Raw genomic sequence first — 22957 nt, 5'->3', positions numbered from 1 at the left:
ATGAACGTGGCCTGTTTCCAGCGGATAGAACGGACAGCCGGCAGGTGCTTCAGCTTGCTGGCCGCGATCCTGCTGCTTGCCGTCCTTGCCACGCCAAACCAGGCCTTTGCCCATGCGGCGCTGATCAAGGCCGAGCCTGCCGACGGCGCGGTTCTGGAGCGAGCGCCGACGCAATTTTCGCTGACCTTCAGCGAGCCTGTGTCGCCGCTGGTGCTGACCTTGGTGCGGCCCGACGGTACGCCTGTCGCTTTGACCTCGTTTCGGTTGAGCGACCAAACGGTTGAGATCGACAATCCACAAAAGCTCGGGCCGGGCACCCATGTCTTGAGCTGGCGGGTGATTTCCGCCGATGGCCATCCGGTCGGCGGCTCGGTGCTGTTTTCCGTTGGCGCGCCAAGTGCGGCGCCGGCGGTGGGGGAAGCTGTCGATATAGATTTGCGGTCAGCGATCTGGACCGGCAAGGTTCTTCTCTACATCGGGCTTTTCCTCGGCATTGGCGGCGCCTTCGCGCTGACATGGCTGGCGCAAGGCCAGCGCTCAGGCCAGCGCTTCGTCATTGCCGCCATCCTCTGCGGGCTGGTCGCAGCACCCCTGTCGCTCGGGTTCCAGGGGCTGGACGCGCTGGGCGCGCCACTCGCCCGGCTGGCGCAACCGGTGGTCTGGCGGACGGCGCTTGGCACCAGCTTCGGCTGGACGGTGCTGATTTCGCTGGCGGCGCTCGGGCTTGGCCTGCTGTCGTTGGTCGGATCGCGTGCCGGCGCCAGGCCGTTGGCGCTCGCCGGGCTGGCCGGTGTGGGTGCAGCCCTTGCCGCCAGCGGCCATGCCAGTGCAGCCGAACCGCAATGGCTGACGCGGCCTATGGTGTTCCTGCATGGCGCCGGCATCGCTTTCTGGGCTGGAGCATTGCTGCCGCTCGGCCTGGCGTTGAGCAGCCAATCGGTGGAAGCCGGGGCGTTCCTGCGGCGGTTTTCGCGCGCGATCATGCCCGTGGTGGTAGTGCTTGCCGCCGCCGGTGTGGTGCTCGCCATCATCCAGGTGCAGACACCGGCGGCACTGGTCAACACCGCCTATGGCCGGCTGCTGCTGATCAAGCTGGCGCTGCTGGTGTTTCTGTTCACGCTGGCGGCGGTCAATCGATGGCGGCTCACCGCCTTGGCCGAGGCCGGAGCGACGGAAGTGCGGCGACGGCTCTCCCGCTCGATCTCAGTCGAAATGCTGATCGTGCTCCTGATCTTCGGCGTTGCCGCCGGCTGGCGCTTCACGCCGCCTCCACGGGCGCTGGCAATTGCCGCGGCACAACCGACGTCGACTCATATCCACACTATGAAGGCGATGGCCGACATCGACATCACGCCCGGCCATACCGGAGAGGTCACCGCCTCCATCGTCATCATGGATAGCGATTTCGGCCCGCTCGACGCCAAGCAAGTGACGCTTGTGCTGTCCAAGCCCGATTCCGGCATCGAGCCGATAAAGCGTCCGGCGACCAAGCCAGGCGACGGCACTTGGCGCGTCGATAATCTCGTCATTCCGATTCCAGGCCGCTGGACGGCGCGGCTCGATATTCTGGTTTCGGATTTCGAAGTGGTAAAGATCGAAGCGCCGATCGATATCCGCGCCGACTAATATACCAAATGGCTATGCTTTCGTTTTCCGCATAAGCTACGAGTCGCCTTGTGCGGTTCATTGGCTTTTACTGGTGCATTGATATGTTCGGGATCGAGCGATGCCTCTGACGGAGCACTCTTTGTGGCAAAAAGCAATTCGATCAGCCGTCGTATCAGCTCGGTCTATAGCGAAAGTATGTTGCGGTCTTCTGGTCTTCTTTCTTGCCGGCGGGTGCGATCTCACAGGTAAAAAAAGCTTGACGCAGCCGAGTTTGACCCGTGAGGAGCGCCTGAAGTTTGCCCGAGAATCCTACGCCAAAGAGCAATGTAAAAAGCAATGGGCGGTACTTTGGCCCTTGGCGCGAGAAGGCGATGGCGAAGCCCTGTCGGAGCTTGCCTATGAGCTTGAGCTCGGGCTCAAGATGCCGGCCACGGATTCGGATATGAAAGGCGATGCGCATGATGCCAATGTGACTGTCATTGCCATCTACGGTGCGGCAAAACACCCTGACGGCAAAAGCAATCTCAACTATATCTTTGACCCTGCTCGATGGAATAAGGACGATGTCACGGTTGTATCCATGCGTTCAGGCTCGATCATTTATAGTTCAATCAACCCTCCTCCTCCGGCTCCAATGACAAAGTTGAAAAATTGCCTCTTTCAGGCAAATTCCTCCGCTGCCGGCGATTTATGCGTCGCCCAGGCCATCGAATTGGGGCTCATTCCAAGCTTTCGCGAATACAGCAAGGCCATGGACGCAGTCCTGGCTACATACCGCGCGGAGAGCTGCACTCCTCGTCCCTGGTAAGAGAATAGTACCCGACGCCTGAGCGCAACTTGGCTCCCGGAAAGCCGCGTCGGGCTCTCAACTCGCTCAGCCGAGTTCCTGGGCTAACCCGATGAGATGCCCTTCCGGCCCGCGGATGTAGCAGAGCCGATACACCTCCTGGTAACGGACGACTTCACCGGCCAGCTGCGCGCCACGCTTGCGGAGCCTTTCCAGCGTGTCGTCGATGTCGTCCACGGTAAACATGACGCGCAGGTAGCCCAGGGCGTTGACCGGGGCGTTGCGGTGATCGGCGACGACAGTCGGCGTGAGGAAGCGGGAGAGCTCGAGCCGGCTATAGCCATCCGGTGAGCGCATCATGGCAATCTCGACGTGCTGATCGCCGAGCCCGGTGACACGTCCGGCCCACTCGCCTTCGATCGTCGCCCGCCCTTCCAGTTCGAGGCCGAGCTCGCAAAGAAAGCAATCGTCTCGTCGAGGTCATCGACGACGATTCCGACATTGTCCATCCGTTTGACTGCCATATGTCCAACCTAACGTCATATGTTCGATCGGCAAGGCGTCGCCTGGTCACCAACTGACCCTTCCTGACTCGGTCTGACACAACGCAGACGCAACACAATTCGGCGAGGCGGTTGACGTGGCGCGAAAGGCCCGTCAATCATCTCGCCGAAAAATGGGCATCCCGAAAAACGCGGCCTCAACAAAATCCGAAAGCAGGGAAGAAACGATGGAAAAAGCCGAAATCGGCCTGATCGGCCTTGGCACAATGGGCTCCAACCTCGCGCTCAACATTGCCGAGCACGGGCACCGCATCGCCGTCTTCAACCGCACCAAGGCGCGCACCGATGCCTTCCTCGAAGGCGCCGGTTCGCTCAGGGACATGGTGGTGCCCTGCTACAGCCTGGAGGAACTGGCAGCTGCGATCAAGCCGCCGCGCCCGGTCATCATCATGGTGCTGGCCGGCAAGCCGGTCGACGAACAGATCGAAGCGCTGCGCGGCGTGTTGTCTGACAACGATATCGTCATCGATGCCGGCAACGCCAATTTCCGCGATACGATGCGGCGCTTTTCGGAACTGTCGGGCTCGGGTCTCACCTTCATCGGCATGGGCGTATCGGGCGGCGAGGAAGGCGCGCGCCATGGACCGTCGATCATGGTCGGCGGCACCGAAGACTCCTGGAAGCGCGTCGAACGCGTGCTGACCGCGATCTCGGCCAAGTTCAAGGATGAACCGTGCGCTGCCTGGCTTGGCACAGACGGCGCCGGGCATTTCGTGAAAACCATCCACAACGGCATCGAATATGCCGACATGCAGATGATCGCCGAGATCTACGGCATCCTGCGTGACGGTCTCGGCATGGGGCCGAAGGAGATCGGCAAGGTCTTCGAGGACTGGAACAAGGGCCGGCTCGATTCGTATCTGATCGAGATCACCGCCAAGGTGCTGGCCGCCGACGATGCAAAGACCGGCAAGCCGGTGGTCGACATCATCCTCGACCGTGCCGGCCAGAAGGGCACCGGCAAATGGTCTGTCATCGAGGCGCAGCAGCTCGGCATTCCGGCGACGGCCATCGAGGCGGCGGTGGCGGCCCGCGTGCTGTCCTCGATCAAGGATGAGCGGCAGGCGGCCGAAAAAGCCTATGGCAATATCGGCGTCACCAAGATCTCCGGCGACAAGGCGGCACTTCTGAAAGACCTGGAGCTGGCGCTGCTCGCCGGCAAGATCGCCGCCTATGCACAAGGTTTCGCGGTGATGAGCGCCGCCTCGAAGGAGTTCAACTGGAACTTGCCGATGCCGACCATCGCCAAGATTTGGCGTGCCGGCTGTATCATCCGCTCGCAGATGCTCGACACCATGGCGGAAGCCTTCGGCTCGGGCGGCGCGTCCACCAACCTTTTGATGGCGCCGGCTTTCACCACCATGATGCAGGAGGCGCATCCGTCGCTTAGGCGCACCGTTGCCAAGGCATCGGAAGCAGGCTCGCCGGTGCCTGCACTGGCGTCGGCACTTGCCTATTTCGACAGCTACCGCCAGGGCCGCGGCACCTCGAACCTGATCCAGGCGCAGCGCGACTTCTTCGGCGCGCATGGCTTCGAGCGCATCGGCGAGCAGGGCGCTTTCCATGGGCCATGGGGCAGCGGCGCTGCCGGCTAGGGTCAGGTGAGGCGGACCTCTCAGGTCGTGCCAGTCAGCCCTGATACGCGACGACGTCGCCTGGCTTGACCACAGTCTGCAAAGAGCCAGGTGCCGCGCCGCCTATCCAGCCCAGCACGGCGCGGGCAAGCTCGGTGCCGGCGAGGCGGAAATCTTCGTTGACGATCAGCAACTCCCGGCGGAACAGATGCAGCAGTTCCGACGATTGCTTGGACACGACATCGACGTCGCGGCCGAGTTTCAGGCCGGCATCCTCGATGCCGGCGACGATGGCCAGCGTTGCTGCGGCGGCGCTGCTGACGAAACCGTCCGGCCTGACGTCGCGGCGCATCAACTGCGCGGTCCGCGTCCTGATCTGATCGATCGACTGGTCGATCGAAACAGCGTTGAACGGCACTTCGCTGGCGTCGACCTCGCTCAGTGCGTCGGCAAAGCCATTGACCGTGTGGTCGTAATAGGTGAGCCCGACCGGCGGCGCTACCAGCGCCAGCCGGCGCCGGCCGACGCTGGCCAGATGGCGCACCGCTTCGGCGGCGAAGGCGTAATTGTCGAAGTCGTGATAGGGGTGGACAAGCCCCATATCGGTGCGGCCATGCGTGGCAAAGGGTATGCCACGCTCCAGCATGTAGCGGGCGCGCGGATCGTTGGGCTGCGTGCGTGAGATGATGACGCCATCGGCCGAGCCGGACTCGACCAGATACTTTACCGGGTCCAGCGGATCCTGCGAGCGCGAGTAGGGCGTGACGATCAGGTGATAGGGTGTGTCGGCAATGACCTCCGAGACGCCGTAGATGATGTCCGAGACAAAGCTCATGATCTCGCGCTCGGTATTGAGCACGAGGCTGATAACATTGGTCTTGCCAGTCCGCAGGCGCACGCCGGCGCGGTTCGGCCGGTAGCCGATCTGCCTGGCGACGAGTTGAACCCGCCGCCTGGTCTCGGCGCCGATCTCGGGTGCATCCTTGAGCGCGCGCGAGACGGTGGTGACGCCGAGCCCGGTCATGAAGGCAAGCGTTTTCAGCGTCGGCCGCTCATGCGCCGACGCCTCGTCGTCCTTCTCCGTCTGGTCCCTGTCCATTCGTCCCGCCCCGTCAGGCGCATAGCAGCCGCCGGACCAGCCGACAATCGCTTCGATGACGATGTGGCACGGTTCTTCGCCGTCAGGCCTCAATATACTGAAACGTTACAGATTTCCAACATCGCAGCGCGTGGGTCTCTCAAGCCATGGTTTTGGCAGGGTTTTGGCGGCCAGAAACGTTGCGCGACAATCAGGTTCGAGACGGTTTTCTTGCGCTGCAGCATGATTTTGCAGCGCAGCACCCGGTTTTGCGCGGAGTTTGCCGGTTTGCACGCAACGAATTTGTTCGCGCCTCGAAAAAACATTCGAGCGCGTTTATCTCAGGGGTTGCACGCACCGCATAATTGCCGTATCGAAAATCTGTAACGTTTCAGATTCTGGGAGGAACCGAAATGCGCTATAGACTTTTGACCGCTGCCCTTGCCGCGACGGCCGCGCTTCAGCTTGCCGACCCGGCGGCCGCCACCGACCTGGAAGTGACCCATTGGTGGACGTCGGGCGGCGAGGCGGCGGCGGTTGCGGAATTCGCCAAGGCCTTCGACGCGACCGGCAATCACTGGGTCGACGGCGCCATTGCCGGATCCGGCGGCACGGCACGGCCGATCATGATCAGCCGCATCACCGGCGGCGATCCGATGGGCGCCACCCAGTTCAATCACGGCCGGCAGGCCGAAGAACTGGTGCAGGCCGGCCTGATGCGCGACCTCACCGATGTCGCCACCAAGGGCAAGTGGACGGAAATCGTGCGGCCGAAGAGCCTGCTCGACAGTTGCACCATAGACGGCAAGATCTACTGCGTGCCGGTCAATATCCACTCCTGGCAGTGGTTGTGGCTGTCGAACGAAGCCTTCGAGAAGGCCGGCGTGCCGCTGCCGAAGGACTGGAATGAATTCGTGGCGGCAGCACCCGCCCTGGAAAAGGCGGGCATCATCCCGCTCGCTGTCGGCGGACAGGCCTGGCAATCTTCCGGCGCCTTCGATGTGCTGCTGGCGGCGGTCGGCGGCACCGATGCATTCCTCAAGGTCTACAAGGACAAGGACGCCAAGTTCGCCGCTGGGCCCGAGATCGCCAAGGTCTTCAAGGCCGCCGACGATGCCCGCAAGATGGCGAAGAACACCAATGTGCAGGACTGGAACCAGGCGACCAATCTGGTCATCACCGGCAAGGCCGGCGGCCAGATCATGGGTGACTGGGCGCAAGGCGAGTTCCAGGTTGCCGGCAAGGTCGCCGGCAAGGACTATGCCTGCCTGCCGGGCCTCGGTCTGAACGAAGTTATCGCCACCGGCGGCGACGCCTTCTATTTCCCGCTGCTCAAGGATGCCGACAAGTCCAAGGCGCAGGAGGTGTTGGCAGAGACGCTGCTCGACCCTAAGACTCAGGTCGCCTTCAATCTCAAGAAGGGCTCGCTGCCGGTGCGCGGTGACGTCGATCTCAATGCGGCGAACGACTGCATGAAGAAGGGTCTGGCCATCCTCGCCAAGGGCGCCGTCATCCCGTGGACGGACCAACTGCTTTCGCAGGATACCCAGAAGCAGAAGGAAGATCTCTTCGCCGAATTCTTCGCCAAGCCGGACCTGACCATCGAAGACGCGCAGAAGCGCTTCGCCGACCTCATCGCTTCGGCAGACTGACGTTGGAGGCAATACACCTCGCTCCCGGCCTTGCGAAAGCAGGGCCGGGATCGCACCGCCCTTACCCAGCCGGCTGACGAGATGAGCAAGAGCGAACGCCCCAACCCGCTGTTCCGCAACATCAATGCGAAGGTCGCCTCGATCCCGATGATCCTCACCGCGTCGGTGGTTTTCGTCGGCGGCACCGTCTGGACGGTGTTCTATTCCTTTACCAATTCGAAGCTGCTGCCACGGCTGAATTTCGCCGGGCTCGATCAGTATTACCGGCTGTGGGCGACGCCGCGCTGGCTGATCTCGATCGAGAACCTTTTGATCTACGGCGCGATCTCGCTCGTGTTCTCACTGGTCATCGGCTTCCTGCTTGCAGCGCTTCTCGACCAGAAGATCCGTTTCGAGGACACGTTCCGCACCATCTTCCTCTATCCGTTCGCGCTTTCCTTCATCGTCACCGGCCTGGTCTGGCAGTGGCTGCTCAATCCGGATTTCGGCATCCAGCATGTGGTGCGGGACCTCGGCTGGACGAGCTTCAACTTCGACCCGCTCTACAATTCCAGCATCGTCATCTACGGCATTTCGATTGCGGCGCTGTGGCAAGGCACCGGGCTCATCATGTGCCTGATGCTGGCCGGCCTGCGTGGCATCGACGAGGACATCTGGAAGGCGGCGCGGGTAGACGGGATCCCGATGTGGAAGACCTATCTGTTCATCGTCATCCCGATGATGCGGCCGGTTTTCATCACCACGCTGGTCATCATCGCGTCGGGCATCGTCAAGGTCTACGACCTCGTTGTCGCCCAGACCAGCGGCGGCCCCGGAATCGCCTCCGAAGTGCCGGCCAAATATGTCTACGACTACATGTTCTTCGCACAGAATCTTGGCCAGGGCTTTGCCGCCTCGACCATGATGCTGCTCTCGGTGGTGATCGTCGTCGTGCCGTGGGCCTACCTTGAATTCGGAGGCAGGAAGCGTGGCTGACCCGGCCGTCCCTTTGCCCGCCAGCGCGGGTGCCGCCGAGCGCGAAGCCTCGGGGCCGCGCGGGCCGAAGCCGCGGCATGTCTTCTCGCGCCGCAACATCTTCCTCTATGGCACGCTGATCGTGGTGGCAGTCTACTATCTGCTGCCGCTCTATGTGATGGTGGTCACCTCGCTTAAGGGCATGCCCGAGATACGGATGGGCAATATCTTCTCGCCGCCGCTCGAAATCACGTTCGAACCGTGGGTGAAGGCGTGGGCGACGGCCTGCACCGGCCTCAATTGCGACGGGCTTTCGCGCGGCTTCTGGAATTCGGTGCGCATCACTGTGCCGTCAGTGCTGCTGTCGATCGCGATCGCCTCGGTGAACGGCTATGCGCTGGCCAACTGGCGCTTCAAGGGCGCCGACACATTCTTCGTCATCCTGATCGTCGGCGCCTTCATCCCTTATCAGGTGATGATCTATCCGATCGTCATCATCCTGCGCGAGATCGGCCTCTACGGCAGCCTCAGCGGCCTGGTGATCGTCCATTCCATCTTCGGCATGCCGATCCTCACGCTTTTGTTCCGCAACTATTTTGCCTCGATGCCGGAAGAGCTGTTCAGGGCGGCACGGGTCGACGGCGCCGGCTTCTGGGGCATCTTCCTGCGGATCATGGCGCCGATGTCGCTGCCGATCTTCGTCGTCGCCATCATCCTGCAGGTGACCGGCATCTGGAACGACTTCCTGTTCGGCGTCGTCTACACCCGCCCCGACACCTATCCGATGACGGTGCAGCTCAACAACATCGTCAATTCGGTGCAAGGCGTGAAGGAGTACAACGTCAACATGGCCGCCACCATCCTGACCGGCCTTGTGCCACTCATCGTCTACTTCATTTCCGGCAAGCTTTTCGTGCGCGGCATCGCCGCCGGTGCGGTGAAAGGGTGATGGCGATGATGGCAGCCAACGGCACCAGCGTTTCGATCCAGGACCTGTCCCTGAATTTCGGCTCTGTATCGGTGCTGCAGACCCTCAATCTCGAGGTCGCAGAGGGCGAGTTCATCGTGCTGCTCGGTCCCTCGGGCTGCGGCAAGTCGACCTTGCTCAACTGCATCGCCGGGCTGCTCGATATTTCCGAAGGCCGCATCTTCATCAAGGGCAAGAACGTCACCTGGGAAGAGCCCAAGGATCGCGGCATCGGCATGGTGTTCCAGTCCTATGCGCTTTATCCGCAAATGACGGTGGAGAAGAACCTGTCGTTCGGCCTGCGCGTTGCCGGCGTGCCCAGGGACGAGATCGCCAAGCGCATCGCCCGCGCCGCCGAGATCCTGCAGATCGAGCCGCTTTTGCAGCGCAAGCCCGCGGCCTTGTCCGGCGGCCAACGCCAGCGCGTGGCGATCGGGCGGGCGCTGGTGCGCGACGTCGACGTCTTCCTGTTCGACGAGCCACTATCCAATCTCGACGCCAAGCTGCGCTCGGAACTGCGCGTCGAAATCAAGCTTCTGCATCGCAAGCTGCAGAACACCATGATCTACGTCACCCACGACCAGATCGAGGCGATGACGCTGGCCGACCGTATCGCGGTCATGCGCGGCGGCGTCATCCAGCAGCTTGACGCGCCGCAGACGATCTATAACCGGCCGGTCAACCGGTTTGTCGCCGGCTTCCTCGGCTCGCCGGCGATGAATTTCCTCGAAGGGGAGCTGGAGGCCAGTGCTGCTCCGGTGTTCAGGACCGACGGTGTTTCGGTGCCGCTCGATCGCTATACCTTTGACGGCACGGAGCGCCCGGCCGGCGCTTGCGTGCTGGGCATCCGGCCTGAACACATCGCTTTCGGTGACGCTGCAAAGTCGATGCCGTTTTCCGCCGGCGGTTCGGTCGAGATCGTCGAGCCGATGGGTTCCGACACGCTGGTGTGGACGAAGCTTGCCGGCCGCAACCTCTCCTTCCGCGTCGAGGCGGAACGGACGCTGCGCAGCGGCGATCCGATCCAGTTCGGTTTCGATCCGGCGCGCGCCTCGCTGTTCGACGCCGCGACCGGCAATCGCCTGTGACCCTCTAGAATCATCCGCAAACCATCCTCCCAAGAACGATCCCCCGAAAACGATCTCGCGAAAACGATCCCCCGAAAACATCCCCAAGCCTTAACCACCTAAGAAACGGACAGAGACGATGAACTGGTCATTCCAACTCTACAGCGCCCGCAATTTCCAGCCGTGGGACGGCATCCTGAAAATGCTCGGCAAGCTCGGCTACAAGGAAGTCGAAGGTTTCGGCGGCGTCTATGACGACCCCACGGCGTTCCGCGCCGAACTCGACAAGAACGGGCTTTCGATGCCGACCGGACATTTCTCGATCGATGCGCTGGAGAATGATTTCGACGGCGTACGCAAAACAGCCGACGCACTCGGCATCACGCTCGTCATCTGTCCCTATCTGCTGGCCGAGCAGCGGCCGGCCGACGCTGCCGGCTGGCGCGGCTTTGGCGAGCGTCTGGCCAAGGTCGGCGAGACCGCAAAAAAAGCCGGCTACGGCTTTGCCTGGCACAACCATGATTTCGAGTTCAAGACACTCGCCGACGGCTCGGTGCCGCAGGATCACATCCTGTCGGCTGCGCCCGACATCGGCTGGGAGATGGACGTCGCCTGGGTAGTCCGCGGCGGCGTTGATCCGCTGCCGTGGATCGAAAAGCACGGCAAGCGCATCAGCGCCGTCCATGTCAAGGACATGGCCAAGTCAGGCGAAGGCCTTGACGAGGACGGCTGGGCGGATGTCGGCCACGGCACCATCGACTGGGCCGGCCTGATCAAGACACTTCGGGCGAAGAGCGCGGCCAAATATTACGTCATGGAACAGGACAACCCCAACGACATCGAGCGCTTCGCCAGCCGCTCGCTCGCATCCGTCAAGGCTTACTAGGAACAATCATCATGGCAAAGAAACTGGGTATCGGCGTCATCGGCTGCGGCAACATCTCGAAAGCGTATTTCTCGCTGGCGCCTCTGTTTCGCGGCATCGAGATGCGCGCCTGCGCCGACATCAACATGGACGCGGCCAAGGCACGGGCGAAGGAGTTCAAGCTGCGCGCCGAGACCGTCGAAGAACTGCTCAAGGATGACGAGATCGACATCATCGTCAACCTCACCATCCCGGCGGTGCACTACGGGGTGTCGAAGCAGATCCTCGATGCCGGCAAGCACGTCTATTCGGAAAAGCCGTTCGTGCTGTCGGTCAAGGAAGGCCTCGACCTCAAGAGCCGGGCCGAGAAGAAAGGGCTGCGCATCGGTTCGGCTCCGGACACTTTCCTCGGCGGCGCGCACCAGCTGGTGCGCAACCTCGTCGACACCGGCGCGCTCGGCAAGATCACCAGCGGCACCTGTCATGTGATGGGCCACGGCATGGAGCACTGGCACCCCAATCCCGATTTCTTCTTCCAGCCGGGCGCCGGGCCGGTGCTCGACATCGGGCCTTACTACATCACCAACCTGATCCAGCTGATCGGGCCGGTGAAGCAGGTGGCGGCCTTCGCGACGACGCCTGCCAAGGAACGCACGATCTCATCGAAACCGCGCGCGGGCGAGAAAATCCCGGTCAACACGCCGACGACGATCCACGGGCTGCTGGAGTTCGAGAACGGCGCCGTGATCACGCTCAACACCAGCTGGGACGTCTGGGCGCATGGTCACGCGCCGATGGAACTCTATGGCGAGACGGGCACGGTGTTCGTGCCGGATCCGAATTTCTTCGGTGGCGACGTGCGCATAACCAAGGCGGCAAAACCGGTGAAGAAACTGCCGAAATGGCAGCATCCGTTCGGCGTGCCCAACGAAATGCACGGCCAGGGCATGATGGCCAACTACCGCACCGCAGGCCTTGCCGACATGGCGCTGGCGATCGCCGAGGGCCGGCCGCATCGTTGCTCGATGGAGCTCGCGCTGCATGCCGTCGATGTCATGACCGGCCTGTTGCGGTCGGGCGAGACCGGCAAGTTCGTCGCCATGCAGACCAGCTGCGAGCGGCCGGCTGCACTCGGCGTCAAGGACGCAAAAGGACTGTTGGCGAAGCAGAAATGAGGTAGAAGGGTGTCGGCGCGCTCGCGCCGACACCCATACAATCCAGGATCTGTACCCATGCGCTGGCAGCCGGCTGAACACCGCTATGAGAAAATGCTCTACAACAGATGTGGGCGATCCGGCCTGAAACTGCCGGCGATCTCGCTCGGCCTGTGGCACAATTTCGGCAACGACACGCCGCACAACACCAAGCAGGCGATCGCGCGCAAGGCCTTCGATCTCGGCATCACCCATTTCGATCTCGCCAACAATTACGGCCCGCCGCCCGGCTCGGCCGAGATCGCCTTCGGCGAGATATTGCGCACCGACTTCGCCGGCTATCGGGACGAGCTGATCATCTCGACCAAGGCGGGCTATGAGATGTGGGCAGGGCCTTATGGCGAATGGGGCAGCCGCAAATATGTGCTGGCGAGCCTCGACCAGAGCCTGAAGCGGATGGGGCTCGACTATGTCGACATCTTCTATTCGCACCGCTTCGATCCGGATACGCCGCTTGAGGAAACGATGGGCGCTCTCGACCATGCGGTGCGTTCCGGCAAGGCGCTCTATGCCGGCATCTCGTCCTACAATTCGCAGCGCACGCGCGAGGCCGCCGACATATTGAAGCAGCTCGGTACGCCCTGCATCATCCATCAGCCGAGCTATTCGATGCTCAACCGCTGGGTCGAAGAGGACGGACTGCTCGATACGCTGGAAGGGCTCGGTGTCGGATCGATCGTGTTCTCGCCGCTGGCGCAAGGCATGCTGACCGACAAATATCTCGGCGGCATCCCCGAGGGTAGCCGCGCCAGCCAAGGCAAGTCGCTGCGGCCCGCCTTCATCAACGAAAAGACCATCGCTAACATCCAGGCGCTGAACGCGATCGCCGGCAAGCGTGGCCAGACGCTGGCGCAGATGGCGCTAGCCTGGGTGCTGCGCAAGGGCCGGGTCACCTCGGCGCTGATCGGCGCCAGCCGGCCCGAACAGGTCGAGGACTGCGTCGGCGCGCTCAAGGTGCTCGAGTTCAGCGATGCCGAGCTCGCCGAAATCGACACTTACGCACGCGAGTCCGACATCAATCTGTGGGCGGCGTCGGCCGAGCGCAAAGGCCCGCCGCGGAAGTAAGCGGAACAGCCGGCACCGGACATGAATCAAAACGGCGGGAAAGATCCCGCCGTTTTGCGTTTATCAAGCTTCGGGCCCGTTCAGGGCTTCTTGGCCGTGCCGAGACCGGCCTTGGGCGCCGCCGCGGCTGCGGGAGCCGGGGTCTTCATCTTGGCTTCGATCCAACCCGTATAGTTGGCCAATCGCGTGTAGATGCCATAGGCATTCTTGTGGCCGCAAGCGGCGGTGCCGTCGGACGGACCTTCGCCCCAGGAGACGACGCCGACCTGGACCGGACCGTTGGCGCCGGTCATGAACAGCGGACCGCCGCTGTCGCCGTTGCAGGCGTCGCGTTCGCCGCTGTCGGTGCCGGCGCAGATCATGTTCTTGGTCAGCGGATCCGACATATCGGCGGCGATCGCATTGGCGGCGGCATCGATGCCCTTTTCCGAATAACGCATCCGATGCGAGAGATCGCCAAGTGCCGCCTTCAGGTCATGCGCATAGATCGACTTGATGCCGCTGTTGCAGGCAGCGCTCGGCTCGAGATCGAGATCGGCCACCATCAGCGCGGTCGGGAAGGTGCCGTCCTGCATCTTGCCCCAGCCGATGACCGTGGTCTTGCCGCTGTCTGGCGTCGGCTCATTGGTGATCTTGATGACCGGCGCATCGGCGGGCTCCGCCAGCCGGAGCAGGCCGAGATCATTGTCCAGCGTCTGTTCGCTGTAGCCCTCGTTGACGATGACCTCGACCACCTTGTAGCGCTTGCCTTCGGTAAGATCGGTGGCGCCGGTCAGCACGGTCACCGTGTCGGGCGAAATCGGCCGGCCCTTGTCGTTGAGGCAGTGCGCCGCCGTCAGCACCCATTGCGGAGCAATCAGGCTGCCGCCGCAGAATTGCGCGTTCGGCTGCGAGGCCGGGCTGGGGTCCAGCCGGGCGCTGGTCAGCAGCGCCACCTGGAACGGATAGGCCCCTTTGTCGGCTTCCTTGCCGCCATAGACGCGGTCGGCCCCGTCGGGATTCTCGGCCTTGGCCTTGTCCCGGGATTCGGCGACGCGCTGCATCGGCGAGACCGCCGCTTCCGGCCTGGCGGCGTCGTCGGCTGCATAGAGCGCGTTGACGGCGGGGAAAGCGGCCGCGATGCCCAGCAGCGATGCAGCGGCAAGCGGCCTGAACCGATGGATAATGTTCACCTTGAAACCCTCCTGAGATGAAAAATGCCGAGCCATGCCGCCATGACGCATAACCAACAGAAGCGGTACCGGTACCTCGATCGCCTTCTGCCAGAACGAACGACATCCGCGCGGTCATAAAACCGAAATACGACTTTTGCTAATCGTGCCCCATCGGGCAGAGCCCACCCAAACCCTATAGCCCCCCACGGGCTACGTGGAAGCGATTTGTCATTGCCAATGTTGGATTATTTTAGGCAGTATATCGACGCGGGTGCGTTTGGCGGAGGGCTTTAACGAGGCCGCCCGGACCGATGATCCGATACGGGCGGGTAACCAAACTAATTTTTTAACTCCACCACGATCTCGACAATATTTCTGTATTTTGCTCCACTCCTTGCTGACTTTTGGGAGAGTCTCACCATGACGAAACTGACAAGCACTATCATTGCGTCCGCACTGCTATCCACCGCACTGTGGACGATGCCTGCCTTCGCCGCCGATCCCGGCTCAGCGAATGCCGGCAATGGCGAAAGCATGCGCGATCTCGGAACGGGCGACTACCAGCCCGGCCGTGCAAAGCCGATCGCGCCGCCGAAACTGATCGAAGATGAAGCCAGCCGGGCAGCGCCGCTGACCGACGAGGGCACGGCGGTCAAATCCTATGGCATCGTCGGACGTTCCGCCGATGGCAAGGACATCAAGATCGATGCCGGCGAGACGCTGAAGGACCTTGTCATCAAGGAACTGAATGCGCCCGCCAACACACCGAACGCCGACAAGACCGGATTGACGGGCGGCGACGAAGCCGGCCGCCAGGTGTTCGGGGCCGACGATCGCGAGCAGATCAAGAACACCAAGACGTACCCGTTCACCGCGATCGGCTATATCGAAGGCAAAGCCAAGAGCGGTTACGGCAGCTGCTCGGGAACCCTGATCGGTCCGCGCACGGTGCTCACCGCGGCGCATTGCCTCTACAGCAATGAAGACAAGGCTTGGCTCGACGACGTCATCTTCGTGCCGTCGCTCAACGGCAACACCGCCGACGATGCACCGTTTGGCGCTTTCAGCTACGAGAGCGTCTATATCTTGCAGGGCTTCATCGACAATTATCAGGGTTACTACGGCTCGGTCATTCCGTGGGATCTCGGCATCATCACGCTGAAGCAGGATGTCGGCACCAATCTCGGCTGGCTGGGTTATGCCAACTATGAGAACCTCGGCGATTTCACCGCAAACATCGTTGGCTACCCCGGCGACAAGCCGATGGGAACGATGTGGAAGGCGACCTGCGAAGTGAAAGCCGAAAACGTCGGCGCGGAGTATTTCCAGTACGACTGCGACACCTATCCGGGATCGAGCGGCAGCTCGGTCTACGCCTATGATAATGGCGCCAAGCAGCGCGTCGTCACCGGCGTGAACGTGGCCGAAAGCCCCAACGCCAACACTGCGGTGCGCCTGAACGCCGCCAACGTGGCGTGGATCAACAGCCTGTACAAATAAGGCTGAATGATCTTTCGCCGGCAAACAGCGGCGATAACCAGCACTACCAAACCGGCGGCGGGACGTTCCTGCCGCCGGTTTTTTTTGTATCGAAACACCTCTCTTGCACTGTGTTGCAGCGGTGCTTACGCTAGGCGATCCAAGGGGTTGGGTAAGATGGCGCGGGCAAGAATGATCTTCGGGGTCAAAGCGATGGCGGCTGCATCCATGCTGGCCGCACTGACATGCTTTTCCGCTATGGCCGATCAAGGCGGTGCCGCACCCGATGGCGCCTGGGCCGAGCGGGTGCAAATCCTCTATCAAAGCGAAACACGTTCGGTGCTGCGCAAGAATGTACGGGTCTGGGATTCCCACCCGGAATTGGGTCTTGATTTCACCTGGGAGCCGGCAGCCGGCGTGTCGCCGGACCGCACCGTCGCAGCCGACGGCACCGTCAACGGCAAGGGCAGGCTGGTCTGGCGCGTACGCGGCTCGGCGAGCTACGACCCCAAGACGATCTATTCCAGCTATTTCGGCGAGATCAGGAATGGCCGCCCCGAAGGACAAGGCCGGCTGGAGCTGCGTTCGGGCGAGATTCTCGACGGCCATTGGGTCGCCGGCCAGCTCGACGGCCATGCGATCCATGTCGATGCCGACGGCAATCGCTATGAAGGGCAATTCAGGGCCGGTGTGCCGAATGGCGAGGGCAGGCTGGAGACGAAGACAGGCAAGATATTCGTCGGCTCTTTTGCCGATGGGCTGAAGGATGGCAAGGGCCGCACCCGGTTGCCCGGCGGCACCGTCTACTGGTCGCAATGGGCGATGGGCAAGGAGATCGGCGGTGCGCGCCCCGACGTGCTGGCCGATGCCAGAGTGGGCGGGTTGCTCAAGGCGCAGACCGGCGGCGGTTCCGCCGACAAGGTCGAGATCGGCATTGCCGTCGACCAGCGCATGACGCAGCAGGCCGACATGCAGTACCAGCATCTGGTGCGCGACGAAGACATCGCGATCTATCCGGTGTCGGACCAGTACAATGATGCCTGGAACGGCACCGGAGAGATTCGTACCGGCAATGTCTATGAAGGCATGGACTGGGAGACGGCGCCGGCCTTCGCCGAAGTCGACCTCAAGACCACCGACCAGTCGAGGGTCAAGATCGACAGCCTGGAAATGAAGGTGGCCGCGAGCGAGGCCTACCGCAAGCCGATGCTGTCGATCAGCGAGCATTATGGCTGCGTCGGCTTCCGCCCCGACTTCTCGATCGTCAACAATGGCTGGGGCGACGTGAAAGACATGAAGATGTCGATCCAGTTCACCAGGACCGACGAGGAGGACAACGCGACCGGCGAGCCGAGCCGCACGTTCACGAAGGACATCGGCACTTTCGGCGACGGCGTCGACGTCTCGATCAAGAACGTGCTGATTGAAGCCGGCGTCGACACAACCACGCTCGAGACCGAGCGCTTCACTTGCCCGTCAAGGGACAGCCTGGATGTCTGCCGCGCCCAGGTGGCCAACAAGGTCAAGTTCGGCGACGTTGTCGATTACATCAGCGGCAGCGTCGAGAAAATGAGCGTGACCGGGATCGGCAAGCTCGATTATTCCTGGGCGGACGAACAGGGCGCTATCTACCAACAGAGCGAGCCGTTTCGCGTCATCGTCTCGCTGGTCAGCATCGAGGTTCCAGAATCGCTCGCCGAATGCGGCGATGGCGGCGGCGCGTCGCCCGAAGCGCTGCGCTACCAGAACATCGAATTTCCGATCGGCAAGACCGATTACAGCATCCCCATGCCGGTGCGCGGCAATAAGCATCTCAGCGCCTACACGGCACGGCTGAAAATGTGGTCGTCAATGTCGTCGATCCATCGCTTCAGCATCGCCGCCCATTTCGCCGATGGCAGCACACGGGAGAGCAAGCCGGCCACGTTCTTCTATTTCAGGCCGAAGCAGTCGCTGTTTGAAACCAGCACCAAGCCGGCGGTCTGCTATCTGCCGGAAGATATGCAAGGCTGTTGAGGTCCTGTCACGTCCTTTCGGGAATCGCGTTATTTCGAGCCCATCTCGAAATAATTGGGCAGCGGGATCAGCCTGGCAAAGATCGTGCCCTGGCTGAACACCCTGAGTTCCAGCATCGACCCGGACGATCGTTCGGCCTTCTGGTCGAACAGGAAATTGCCGAGCGAATAGATCTCCGCAACATCGCCGCCGCCGAGCGGAAGGATCGCCTCGCTCGATACATGCGGATGGCCGCCGACGATTGCCGTGACGCCGCGCAGCCGCATCTGGTCGGCAAGCATCTCCTCGCGCGGCGACGGCTCCGTCTTGTACTCGCGGCCCCAATGGACGAAGGCAATCACCGGCCGCTCGGCATTGTCGTGCAGCAGCCGGTCGAGCAAAGCAGGCGTCAGAAGGTCGGTGTTCCTGGAGCCGTTGGTATCAATGTCGGTCAGCCCGACCAGGTCGAGATCGGCAAGCGCCAGCGTCTCGCCCTGGCCGAAATGGGCGATGCCGGCGGCGTCCAGAGCGGCCAGCGTCTCGGCATAGCCTGACGGGCCGAGGTCATAGGCGTGATTGTTGGCAAGGCTGACAGCGGCGACATGCAATTTCTTCAGCATGCCGATGGCGAGATCGGTTGGCATCGCCAGCGTCATGTCGTCGATCGCTTCAGGGACGTTGGGCAGGATGACGCCTTCGAGATTGACGATCAGCGGCCGCGAGCGGGTCAGGGCCAGCACGCTGTCGACGATCTTCTCGGCAACACCGTCGCGGACCAGGATCCTCATCATGGCGCGACCGAAATTCACGTCGCCGGCGAAATAATAGAGCTTGTCGTCGGGACGGGCAGGATTGTTCAAGCCGGGGCCGAAGGCGCCGAACAGCGCCACGACATAGCTGGTGGTGCGCTCGACATAGTCGCCCGAATGCGCCTGCGAGTTCTCGTTGGCGACGACCAGGGGCGCAGCACCGAACAGTTCGCGCTGCAGCCTGGTCTGGATATAGAGCGCACCGACCGAATCGGCGTGATCCGGCTGGCGCAGCGCCGCGATGCCGTCGAGCGAACCGGCGGCGAGCATGTTCAGCGTCTGCTGGTCGAAACGCCTGGCTTCGTGCTGCGGCAGATAATGCGAGAAATCGGTGGATTCGATGATCAGCGTGTCCTTGTCGACGATCGCTTTCAGCGCCTGCGCCAGCCGGTCCCAGTCGCCGCGCTTCGCCTTGACCGACATCGCCACCGGCACGATGGTTGCCTCGGGAAAATAATGGTGCAGGAAGGGCAGCATGGCTTGAACGCCGTGCTCCTTGGCGAAGAGGCAGGAGTCCTCGACCATGTCGCTGTTCGCCTGGAGAAGGTGCAGGGCTGCCGTGTCGGCCAGGACCGGGCCAAGCACGGTGTCGAAGCCGCGCGTCGTGGTGGCGAAGAGTTTCTGCGTCTCGTGGAAATGGTCCGGTGACAGGATGACGATGCGCTTGTAGCGGAAGCCGGACGCGGCGTGGAAACCGAGTGCGACGAGATCTGCGACGAGCAGGTGGTGGGGGACTGTGATGCCGGTGAGGCGTTGGTTGGACGGCTCGATTCTGGCGACGGCGGCGATGGCGTCGGTGAAGAGTGTGGGGTCGGAATAGAAGGACGGGAAGTTTGTGTCGCCGGGCGGGCAGGTGATGGGAGCGGCAGACGCTTGAGGCACTGAGAGGATAAGCAAGGCGGTGGCAAAGATCAGAATGCTGGTCCGTGCCCAGGCACCCCCCTCTGTCCTGCCGGACATCTCCCCCGCAAGGGGGGAGATTGGATGTCGCCTCGACTTTCGCCAATCATCAACCTTGAAAATAGATCTCCAACAATGAAGAGACCGATCTCCCCCTTGAGGGGGAGATGTCCGGCAGGCGAGAGGGGGGTGCCTGGGCGCCGACCTCTCACGGCTCAGCCAGCACAATGTTCTCCACGCCGCCGACATAGTAGAACGGCTTCTGCTTGGACGCGGTCAGCCGCAGCACTTCGCGCGAGATGTAGTCGGCGAGGCCGAACAGCGTCACGCCGCCGTCGGAGGTCTTGGCCCGGCCGCGCAGGCCTTCGAGGATCGAATAGGTGAAGACGCCATGGCCGAGGTCGGGCAGTTCGGCGGCGGTGTTGTTGGCAGCGGTGGCCGAGAAGACGACGATGCGTGCGTCCTGCGCGTCTTTTTCCAAGCGCGGGTTGAAGGCGTTGGCGGCGTGGCAGGTGTCGAGCAGCATGAAGCGCATGCCCTTGGCCCGCTCAACCGATTTCTGGATGTCGCCCCAGTCGACCAGCGAGGAGCGCTTCCAGCGGTCGGGATCCTGTTTGCGGCCGTCCGTGGGGATGAAATAATAGTCTTCGTCGATGTTGATGCCGTGACCGGCGACGAAAATGATGGTGGTGTCGTTCTCGCCGGGTCTGTCGAGGAAGTCGGCGAGCTGGTCGTCGATCGTGTCGGAATCCGGTTCCAGGATGGTGTCGGCGCCGGCGACCTTGAACACGTCCTTGCCGGCATCGGGCGCCTCATCCAGCGCTTCGCGGTTGACCAGAACCAGCGTCTCCATCGCCGAGAACAAGGGCGCGGATTTCTGCGAGATCACCTTGAGGAATTCGGTAGCGTCGTCGACGGGATAGCGCAGATCGCAGGCGTGGCCGGCGCATGCGTCGGTGAGGAAGGGATATTTGTCGACGCCGATCACGGCGACGTAGAGCTTGCCCTTGTTGGCCTGCTTCTCGGGTTTTTGGCCAAGTGCCGTTACGCTGCGCTCGGTCAAATAGCCGAACTCATTGGTACCGGTGATGCGGATGGTGTTCTCGCCATTCTCGACCGGCACTTCGACGATGGTGGTGCTCTTGCCGCCATCGGCCGAGCGCGCCGTGACATTGCCGACATTGCGGCTGTTCGACAGGATCGAAAATCCGGCGACATCGGCGCCGGCTTCCTGCGCGCCCGAAATCTCGACGGCGACATAGCCCTCGCGGACGTTGCTCTGGTCGGCGGCAAGCTTGATGCCGAATTCCGGCGGTTTGCGCTCGAGCAGCTTTTCCAGCTGGCGGTCGACGCCGGGGCGCATTTCCTGGACCGCCTGTTCGGCGCTGCGCAGGATGATGGCCCGGCGCACCATTTCCGGGCTCCAGAGATATTTCTTCAGCTGGCCGGCGCTGATGAAACGCCCTTCGTGGTCGCGGCCCTGATTGACGTGCCAGCCGATCAACTTGTCGCCATCGGCGGAGGAATAATAGTAGCCCTGCGGCATCCAGGCGATCCATTCGGAGCCGGCGAAGAACATCGACACGATCAGTTTGTGGCTCTTCAAATTCCACAGCCGCACGGTCTGGTCGGCGCTGCCGGTGACCAACAGCCCTTCCTTCTCGACGGCAACCATGGCGTTGATCTCGCCGGTGTGGCCGGTGAATTCACCCGATACCTCGGCGGTCGCGGTTTTGTATTCCAACAGCGTGCCGTCGCTGCCGCCGGTGATCAGGCCAAGCCCATTGCCGATCAGCGTGTAAGCCGAATGGAGGAAGCCATTGGTGGCGGCATTCTCGATGCTGTGCATCACCTTTCCGCCGCTCGCGATTTCGAGCACGGCATTCTCCAGGCCGTCCTTGCCGCCGGGGACGGCGCGAAGCGACCACTCACCGTCGGTCAGTGCCGCGCGGGCATAGGCGCCCTGTTCCGCCAACGCCTCCGGGTCCTCGAAGAACCGCTCGGCCGTCGGTAGCGCCAGCACCTTGTCCAGCGTGCCCTGCAGCTCGGGACAGGACACGCGTTCAGGGCAGGGGTTGGTGTTGCCCCAACCGATGGAGCTGCTCGCCGCATCGATCCCGATCGCCGTCACCGGTTCGCCGACCCCTTGCAGCAGCGCCTTGCGCTCGCCGGTCATGGGGTTCCAGACCTGGATGGCGTTGCGGGTGCCGCCGGCTGTCGCCACCAGCGAGCCGTCGGCATTGCCGGCGCCAGCAAAGACCGTGCCGTCATGGCCGTTATAGTCGAGCAGTTGCTCGCCGCTGTCGGTATCCCAGACCACCGAGCGATGCTTGTCGGCGCAGCGATAGCTGCATGACGCCACAAGCCGCGAACCCGTGGCGAAGCTCAGAGCGCCGATCTGGAAATCCTGCTTCGGCATGGCGCGGACGAATTTGCCGGTGCTGGCCTGCCAGAGCTGGACGTCGCCGTCCTTGCTGCCGGTGGCGAACAGGCTGCCATCCAATGACACGGCGAGTGCGGCGACGCCGACATCGCGCAGCGGCTCGGCCTCGGCGGGCAAAGGAATTTCCTCGGCCTTGGCGACGTCCCAGAGCCGGATGCCATTGTCGGTGGTCGTCGCTGCCAGCCGGGTTCCCGCAGCGGCGAAGGCGAGCTTTTCCACACGCCAGGAATCGGCATCGAGTTTTTCCGCCAGCGTCCAGCCCGACGCGGATTTGTCGTCCGCCCGCCAGAGGTAGACGAAACCATCGCCACCGCCGGCGGCGAGCGTGTTTCCGTCGGGTGAAAAGGCGACATCATAGATGGCATAGTCGGCGGCCTTGAGCACGGTTTTGATCTTGCCGGTGGCGAAATCGAACAGCCTGATATCGCCATAAGGGGGCTTGTCGCCGATGCCGGCGCCGAAATAACCGCCGGCGGCGATCGTCTTGCCATCCGGCGACACGGCAATCGCAAAGACCTTGCCGTCATTGCCATTGCCAAGATAGCCGCGAATGGTGCGGAGCGTCACCCCGCTCTGCCAGTCCCAGATGCGGATGGCCTTGTCATCGGACGCCGAGACCAGTCCCTCGCCGTCCGGCGTGAAGGCAAGATCGGTGACCCTGGCGCTGTGGCCGCCGGTGTTGAGATCGAGATGGAAATCGAGGTCCTCGGCACCGGCGGTTGACGTTAACGCCAGAAGACCGACCAGGATTAGCCACCGGATAGCACGCAAGGGATGGGAGCT

Annotated in this window: 16 protein-coding genes and 1 pseudogene; 12 read left to right on the top strand and 5 right to left on the bottom strand. The window is 62.5% G+C overall.

Features of this window, described 5'->3' with window-relative positions; all coding sequences use genetic code 11:
* Both NLY44_RS17995 and NLY44_RS17990 read left to right on the top strand, forming a co-directional pair.
* On the top strand, positions 1–1626 hold the full coding sequence (locus NLY44_RS17995; RefSeq protein ID WP_023804594.1) for a copper resistance CopC/CopD family protein: 1626 nt from the start codon (positions 1–3) through the stop codon (positions 1624–1626).
* A 100-nt stretch (positions 1627–1726) separates the two neighbouring features.
* The gene (locus tag NLY44_RS17990) at positions 1727–2416 is read left to right on the top strand and encodes a hypothetical protein (RefSeq protein ID WP_156940969.1); all 690 of its coding nucleotides are present in this window, start codon (positions 1727–1729) and stop codon (positions 2414–2416) included.
* A 66-nt stretch (positions 2417–2482) separates the two neighbouring features.
* Here NLY44_RS17990 and NLY44_RS17985 read toward each other — a convergent pair.
* Positions 2483–2919: pseudogene (locus tag NLY44_RS17985) on the bottom strand (VOC family protein).
* A 206-nt stretch (positions 2920–3125) separates the two neighbouring features.
* Between NLY44_RS17985 and gnd the strand changes: the two are divergent.
* Positions 3126–4553 (top strand): NADP-dependent phosphogluconate dehydrogenase, encoded by a 1428-nt coding sequence (gene gnd, locus NLY44_RS17980; RefSeq protein ID WP_023714135.1) that lies wholly within the window; start codon positions 3126–3128, stop codon positions 4551–4553.
* A 34-nt stretch (positions 4554–4587) separates the two neighbouring features.
* On the opposite strand, the gene NLY44_RS17975 is transcribed toward gnd, so the two are convergent.
* Positions 4588–5631, bottom strand: coding sequence for a LacI family transcriptional regulator (locus tag NLY44_RS17975; protein WP_023683027.1), 1044 nt, complete (start codon positions 5629–5631; stop codon positions 4588–4590).
* 392 nt (positions 5632–6023) lie between these two features.
* Here NLY44_RS17975 and NLY44_RS17970 point away from each other — a divergent pair, with 392 nt between their 5' ends.
* The 7 genes from NLY44_RS17970 (at position 6024) to mgrA (ending at position 13394) form a co-directional block, all read left to right on the top strand.
* Positions 6024–7262 (top strand): ABC transporter substrate-binding protein, encoded by a 1239-nt coding sequence (locus NLY44_RS17970; protein ID WP_023804596.1) that lies wholly within the window; start codon positions 6024–6026, stop codon positions 7260–7262.
* An 81-nt stretch (positions 7263–7343) separates the two neighbouring features.
* A complete protein-coding gene (locus tag NLY44_RS17965) occupies positions 7344–8237 on the top strand; it encodes a carbohydrate ABC transporter permease (protein ID WP_023683029.1) in 894 nt (297 codons plus the stop codon).
* Entirely contained in the window at positions 8230–9165 is a 936-nt protein-coding gene (locus tag NLY44_RS17960; RefSeq protein WP_023669802.1) for a carbohydrate ABC transporter permease, read from the top strand. The genes NLY44_RS17965 and NLY44_RS17960 overlap by 8 nt, the downstream gene beginning before the upstream one ends.
* A gap of 5 nt (positions 9166–9170) precedes the next feature.
* Complete coding sequence (locus NLY44_RS17955) at positions 9171–10271, top strand: ABC transporter ATP-binding protein (protein WP_023804597.1); 1101 nt, start codon at positions 9171–9173, stop codon at positions 10269–10271.
* Between the two features lie 118 nt (positions 10272–10389).
* Positions 10390–11136, top strand: a complete 747-nt coding sequence (locus NLY44_RS17950) for a sugar phosphate isomerase/epimerase family protein (protein WP_023669800.1) — start codon at positions 10390–10392, stop codon at positions 11134–11136.
* Positions 11137–11147: 11 nt separating this feature from the next.
* Positions 11148–12290 carry a Gfo/Idh/MocA family protein gene (locus tag NLY44_RS17945; RefSeq protein WP_023691996.1) on the top strand — a complete coding sequence of 381 codons (1143 nt, stop codon included), beginning with the start codon at positions 11148–11150 and terminating at the stop codon, positions 12288–12290.
* Positions 12291–12347: 57 nt separating this feature from the next.
* Positions 12348–13394 carry an L-glyceraldehyde 3-phosphate reductase gene (mgrA, locus tag NLY44_RS17940; protein WP_023669798.1) on the top strand — a complete coding sequence of 349 codons (1047 nt, stop codon included), beginning with the start codon at positions 12348–12350 and terminating at the stop codon, positions 13392–13394.
* 80 nt (positions 13395–13474) lie between these two features.
* On the opposite strand, the gene NLY44_RS17935 is transcribed toward mgrA, so the two are convergent.
* A complete protein-coding gene (locus NLY44_RS17935; protein WP_023713445.1) occupies positions 13475–14566 on the bottom strand; it encodes a S1 family serine peptidase in 1092 nt (363 codons plus the stop codon).
* A gap of 402 nt (positions 14567–14968) precedes the next feature.
* Between NLY44_RS17935 and NLY44_RS17930 the strand changes: the two genes are divergently transcribed.
* Positions 14969–16048: a trypsin-like serine peptidase gene (locus tag NLY44_RS17930; RefSeq protein ID WP_023804598.1), complete on the top strand. Its 1080-nt coding sequence runs from the start codon at positions 14969–14971 to the stop codon at positions 16046–16048.
* Between the two features lie 192 nt (positions 16049–16240).
* Complete coding sequence (locus tag NLY44_RS17925) at positions 16241–18043, top strand: MORN repeat-containing protein (RefSeq protein WP_245263695.1); 1803 nt, start codon at positions 16241–16243, stop codon at positions 18041–18043.
* 29 nt (positions 18044–18072) lie between these two features.
* Here the strand turns inward: NLY44_RS17925 and amrB are convergent, their stop codons facing one another.
* Positions 18073–19791, bottom strand: coding sequence for an AmmeMemoRadiSam system protein B (amrB, locus tag NLY44_RS17920; RefSeq protein WP_023804599.1), 1719 nt, complete (start codon positions 19789–19791; stop codon positions 18073–18075).
* 148 nt (positions 19792–19939) lie between these two features.
* A complete protein-coding gene (locus tag NLY44_RS17915) occupies positions 19940–22945 on the bottom strand; it encodes a caspase family protein (protein WP_023804600.1) in 3006 nt (1001 codons plus the stop codon).
* Between the last annotated feature and the right edge of the window lie 12 nt (positions 22946–22957).

Source organism: Mesorhizobium sp. C089B, assembly GCF_030323125.1.
Classification (GTDB): Bacteria; Pseudomonadota; Alphaproteobacteria; order Rhizobiales; family Rhizobiaceae; genus Mesorhizobium.
This window is presented reverse-complemented; position numbering and strand designations above follow the sequence as displayed.

What these genes read in the sequence shown, in the direction of transcription:
- NLY44_RS17975 (WP_023683027.1), bottom strand. Translation starts at nt 5,631, where the DNA reads ATGGACAGGGACCAGACGGAGAAGGACGACGAGGCGTCGGCGCATGAG.
- amrB (WP_023804599.1), bottom strand. Translation starts at nt 19,791, where the DNA reads ATGTCCGGCAGGACAGAGGGGGGTGCCTGGGCACGGACCAGCATTCTG.
- NLY44_RS17965 (WP_023683029.1), top strand. Translation starts at nt 7,344, where the DNA reads ATGAGCAAGAGCGAACGCCCCAACCCGCTGTTCCGCAACATCAATGCG.
- NLY44_RS17970 (WP_023804596.1), top strand. Translation starts at nt 6,024, where the DNA reads ATGCGCTATAGACTTTTGACCGCTGCCCTTGCCGCGACGGCCGCGCTT.
- NLY44_RS17945 (WP_023691996.1), top strand. Translation starts at nt 11,148, where the DNA reads ATGGCAAAGAAACTGGGTATCGGCGTCATCGGCTGCGGCAACATCTCG.
- gnd (WP_023714135.1), top strand. Translation starts at nt 3,126, where the DNA reads ATGGAAAAAGCCGAAATCGGCCTGATCGGCCTTGGCACAATGGGCTCC.
- NLY44_RS17950 (WP_023669800.1), top strand. Translation starts at nt 10,390, where the DNA reads ATGAACTGGTCATTCCAACTCTACAGCGCCCGCAATTTCCAGCCGTGG.
- NLY44_RS17930 (WP_023804598.1), top strand. Translation starts at nt 14,969, where the DNA reads ATGACGAAACTGACAAGCACTATCATTGCGTCCGCACTGCTATCCACC.
- mgrA (WP_023669798.1), top strand. Translation starts at nt 12,348, where the DNA reads ATGCGCTGGCAGCCGGCTGAACACCGCTATGAGAAAATGCTCTACAAC.
- NLY44_RS17990 (WP_156940969.1), top strand. Translation starts at nt 1,727, where the DNA reads ATGCCTCTGACGGAGCACTCTTTGTGGCAAAAAGCAATTCGATCAGCC.
- NLY44_RS17925 (WP_245263695.1), top strand. Translation starts at nt 16,241, where the DNA reads ATGGCGGCTGCATCCATGCTGGCCGCACTGACATGCTTTTCCGCTATG.
- NLY44_RS17955 (WP_023804597.1), top strand. Translation starts at nt 9,171, where the DNA reads ATGATGGCAGCCAACGGCACCAGCGTTTCGATCCAGGACCTGTCCCTG.
- NLY44_RS17995 (WP_023804594.1), top strand. Translation starts at nt 1, where the DNA reads ATGAACGTGGCCTGTTTCCAGCGGATAGAACGGACAGCCGGCAGGTGC.